The sequence below is a fragment of the Sphingomonas sp. DC1600-2 genome (assembly GCF_049897605.1).
Taxonomy (GTDB): domain Bacteria; phylum Pseudomonadota; class Alphaproteobacteria; order Sphingomonadales; family Sphingomonadaceae; genus Sphingomonas.
This window is the reverse complement of sequence record NZ_JAFCWO010000039.1, coordinates 1-3,702: the sequence shown is the minus strand read 5'-3', so window position 1 is coordinate 3,702 and position 3,702 is coordinate 1. Positions and strand designations below refer to the sequence as shown.

Genomic DNA, 3,702 nt, shown 5'->3' with positions numbered 1-3,702 from the left:
ACACATATTCTTTGCAGTCGCAGTTTATGTCGAGCGTGGCGGCAGGAGGCGCAGGTTTCCTTCGGTTTTCCATGATTTCACTCCAGATAATTACGGTTCCCTCGACCTCAACAAGTCGAAGGAACCAACATGCGATCAAGATCATCATTGCCGTTTCGAGCGGCCCCGCTCCGGGTCGACGACCCGCCCAGTCACGACGCTCTACTCACCGCATTCCTCTCCTCTCTGTCGCTCGACGAGAGGTCAGGCAGTGCGGTTCTGTTTGGCGCTGCGGCCCGTCATTTCCTGCATTGGATGGAACTGCACGGGATCGCGATCCGCACGATCGACGATCGGACCGTTCGGCGGTTCGAGAAGCATCGGTGCCGTTGCCACCGGTATTCGGCGCAGCAGCCAGTTTATAAGGCGGACATTGCAGCGCGGGTCAGGCGCTTCGTCCGCTTCCTGGAAGATCAAGGCTACGTCGATGTCGACGACGGGATGGACGATCTGCCACGGTACCTCGCCGACTATTTCGATGGGATCGATCGCTTGCAACTCGCGCAAGGACCGGCCCAGTCCTATCGATCCGAGGCCGAGCATTTCGCGGCCTGGCTTCGCATTGTGCGGCGGCGGTGGGCCGATATCGACGACACGATCATCGACCAGTACGGCGCGCATGTTTGTCGCTGTCCGGTCTGGCGCAAGCGAGGCAAGCTCGTTGCATCAGGTGCGAAGCGTCGACGGCGGTGCGCTCGGCACTTCGTCGAGTTTCTGCGGCGGCAGGGTGCCATCCCACCAGTCGAACCGGTGGCGGATGCTGACCCGCACATGGCGGCTTACCTTGCCTGGCTTCGGCAACATCGCGGCGCCACCGAAGAGACGATCCGCCGCTACCGGGCCGACATTCGTCGGCTCATGCCCATGCTGGGCGAGCCTTCGCAATGGGATGCGGCGGCGCTCAGGCGGGCGTTTGAACGACGAAGCAAGGAGACGCCGGGATCCGTCTCGCTGATCGTCACGATCATGCGGAGCTACATCCGCTTTTTGATTGGGCAAGGCGAGTGTCGACCGGCACTGTTGCACGCGATCCCTTCGGTCCAGCGATACCGCCTGTCGACGCTGCCCCGCCACGTCGACCCGGCAACGGTCGAGCAGATCATCGACGCCTGTCCGACAGGCCGCCCAGTGGAAGTTCGGGACAAGGCCATCATTCTTCTGCTCGCCAGGCTCGGCCTGCGTGCCGGCGATATTCAGGATATGCACCTCGAAGACATCGACTGGCGGTCCGGTCATCTGACGGTCAAGGGCAAGACCAGACGGCCAGACCGGCTGCCGTTACCCCAGGATGTTGGCGACGCGATCCTGGACTACATTGCCACGGCCCGTCCCAAGGCCGCCGATCCGCACTTGTTCGTACGCGCGCAAGCCCCGTTCCGGCCATTCCGTTCGTCCGCCGAGATTGCCGGCATAGTTGCGCGCACGCGTGAACGCGGCGGGATCCAGGGCGTGCCGACCGGATCGCACATCTTCCGGCATTCGCTTGCCACCAACTTGCTGCGCGCAGGCGCGGGGCTGGAGTCCGTCGGGACCATCCTGCGCCACAGCTCACCCGAGACCACCGCCATCTACGCCAAGGTCGATCTGCCGATGCTCATGAAGATCGCCCAGCCATGGCCAGGAGAACCGTCATGCTGAACACGCACATTTCCCGCTACGTTGCACTGCACCGCAGTCTTGGCCGGAAGTATGACGAACAGGATCGGCTGCTCCGCCTCTATGCAGCCTACGCAGGGCATTTCGGTGACCAACACACCCAGGTCCAGCGCATCTACGACTGGTGCCACACGGCGAGCTCGCAATATGTGGCACAGACCCGCTTCGACACCGTTCGCAACTTCAGCCTTTTCGCCCATGCCGAGGAACCCGCCCACGAAGTGCCTCCTGCTGGCGTCTTCGGCCGGGGTAAGCGTCCACGCCCGACCCCGTATATCATCGAGCCCGAACAGATCCGCGCCATCATGGCCGCGGCGCTGGACCTGCCGCCCAAAGGCACAATCAGCCCCCACACCTACCATTGCCTGTTCGGATTGCTGGCAGCGACTGGCCTGAGGATTTCCGAAGCCCTCGCGCTACAGTGTGACGATCTGGGCGAAGACGGGTTGATCATTCGCAATGGCAAGTTCGGCAAGCAGCGCCTCGTCGCGTTGCAACCGTCGACCCGGCAGGCGCTCGAAGCATATCTCGCGACCCGAGCGAGGCTCGGCGCCACGGGCAATGACCTGTTCGTCACCATCCGAGGACGGGCACCCCACAAGGTTCGCGCCCACATCGTGTTCGTCCGGTTGGCACGACAGCTTGGATACCGCGGACCGACCGGAACAGCGGGTATGCGGATGCACGATTTGCGCCATACCTTCGCCGTGCGCTCGCTGGAGTCCTGTCCGCCGGACAGGGAGGCCGTGGCACATCACATGGCCGGCCTCAGCGTCTATCTGGGACACGCGTCGGTCGCCAACACCTACTGGTATGTCGAGGCCACCCCGGTGTTGCTGCGCGACATCGCGGTCGCCAGCGAACACCTTTACCTGGGAGAAGCGGCATGACGGCACTCGCCCCTTATCTCTCGGCGTACCTGCGCGAACATCTTCCGCGCGACCGCGCCGTCAGCCCGCACACGGTGAAGACCTACGCCAACTGCTTCGTGCTGCTGGTCCGGTTCGCTGCCGACCGGTTGAAGCGTCGGCCAACCGATCTTGAGGTCGAGGATCTCGGCACGGACCTCATCCTGGCCTTCCTCGACCATGTTGAGAACGGACGCGGCAGCTGCGTGAGGACCCGCAATGGCCGATTGGCAGCGATCCGATCATTCTTCCGGTACATCGAGTATCGCGTGCCTGCCTGTCTCGATCAGGCCCTGCGCATTCGTGCGATTCCAACCAAGAAGACCGACAAGGCACTGATCGACTACCTCGACCGGGCAGAGATCAAGGCTTTGCTTGATGCACCTGATCCCCGGACCCGCCTCGGCACTCGTGACCGCGCTATGTTGCACCTGGCCTATGCTGGCGGGCTCAGGGTGTCGGAACTCGTATCGCTGCAACAGCGCGATTTCCCGGACCGTTCGCTGTCCACCATGCACATCATGGGAAAGGGCCGCCGCGAACGGGTCTTGCCGCTCTGGAAAGAGACCCAGATCGCATTGCGCGCATGGCTTGCGATCCGCCCCGAAGCGCAGGTTTCCGAGATATTTCTCAACGCGAACGGGCAGCCCATGACGCGTGACGGGTTCGCATTCCGACTGGCCGAACACGTTAAGATTGCCGGAATCAAGCAGCCTTCGATCCTCGGAAAACGGGTCACGCCGCACGTGCTGCGCCATTCCTGCGCCATGCACACGTTGGCGGCGACAGGTGACATTCGCAAAGTCGCGCTGTGGCTCGGCCACGCCAGCATCCAAAGTACCGAGGCCTATCTGCGCGCCGATCCCGAGGAGAAGCTGCAGATTCTCGCGGCCCACGGCGCCCCCGCCATCATGCCCGGACGCTTCAAGCCGCCATCCGACGCTCTGATCACCATGCTTACCGACGTTCGAAGACTGGCCTGACCCGTCCCCAGACATTCCCCTGATCCTCATATATTATCTGGAGCGAAATCATGGAAAACCGAAGGAAACCTGCGCCTCCTGCCGCCACGCTCGACATAAACTGCGACTGCAAAGAA

At 62.6% G+C, this 3,702-nt stretch carries 3 protein-coding genes; all 3 read left to right on the top strand.

Annotated features, from left to right (window positions below; all coding sequences use genetic code 11):
* Positions 1-129: 129 nt before the first annotated feature.
* The 3 genes from ACP7BL_RS17790 to ACP7BL_RS17780 are packed head-to-tail and all read left to right on the top strand — an operon-like array spanning position 130 to position 3,586.
* The gene (locus ACP7BL_RS17790) at positions 130-1,677 is read left to right on the top strand and encodes a tyrosine-type recombinase/integrase (protein ID WP_095687465.1); all 1,548 of its coding nucleotides are present in this window, start codon (positions 130-132) and stop codon (positions 1,675-1,677) included.
* Complete coding sequence (locus ACP7BL_RS17785; protein WP_095687466.1) at positions 1,671-2,585, top strand: tyrosine-type recombinase/integrase; 915 nt, start codon at positions 1,671-1,673, stop codon at positions 2,583-2,585. Before ACP7BL_RS17790 ends, ACP7BL_RS17785 begins: the two co-directional genes overlap by 7 nt.
* Positions 2,582-3,586: a tyrosine-type recombinase/integrase gene (locus ACP7BL_RS17780; protein ID WP_155188124.1), complete on the top strand. Its 1,005-nt coding sequence runs from the start codon at positions 2,582-2,584 to the stop codon at positions 3,584-3,586. The genes ACP7BL_RS17785 and ACP7BL_RS17780 overlap by 4 nt, the downstream gene beginning before the upstream one ends.
* Positions 3,587-3,702 lie beyond the last annotated feature (116 nt).

What these genes read in the sequence shown, in the direction of transcription:
- ACP7BL_RS17790 (WP_095687465.1), top strand. Translation starts at nt 130, where the DNA reads ATGCGATCAAGATCATCATTGCCGTTTCGAGCGGCCCCGCTCCGGGTC.
- ACP7BL_RS17785 (WP_095687466.1), top strand. Translation starts at nt 1,671, where the DNA reads ATGCTGAACACGCACATTTCCCGCTACGTTGCACTGCACCGCAGTCTT.
- ACP7BL_RS17780 (WP_155188124.1), top strand. Translation starts at nt 2,582, where the DNA reads ATGACGGCACTCGCCCCTTATCTCTCGGCGTACCTGCGCGAACATCTT.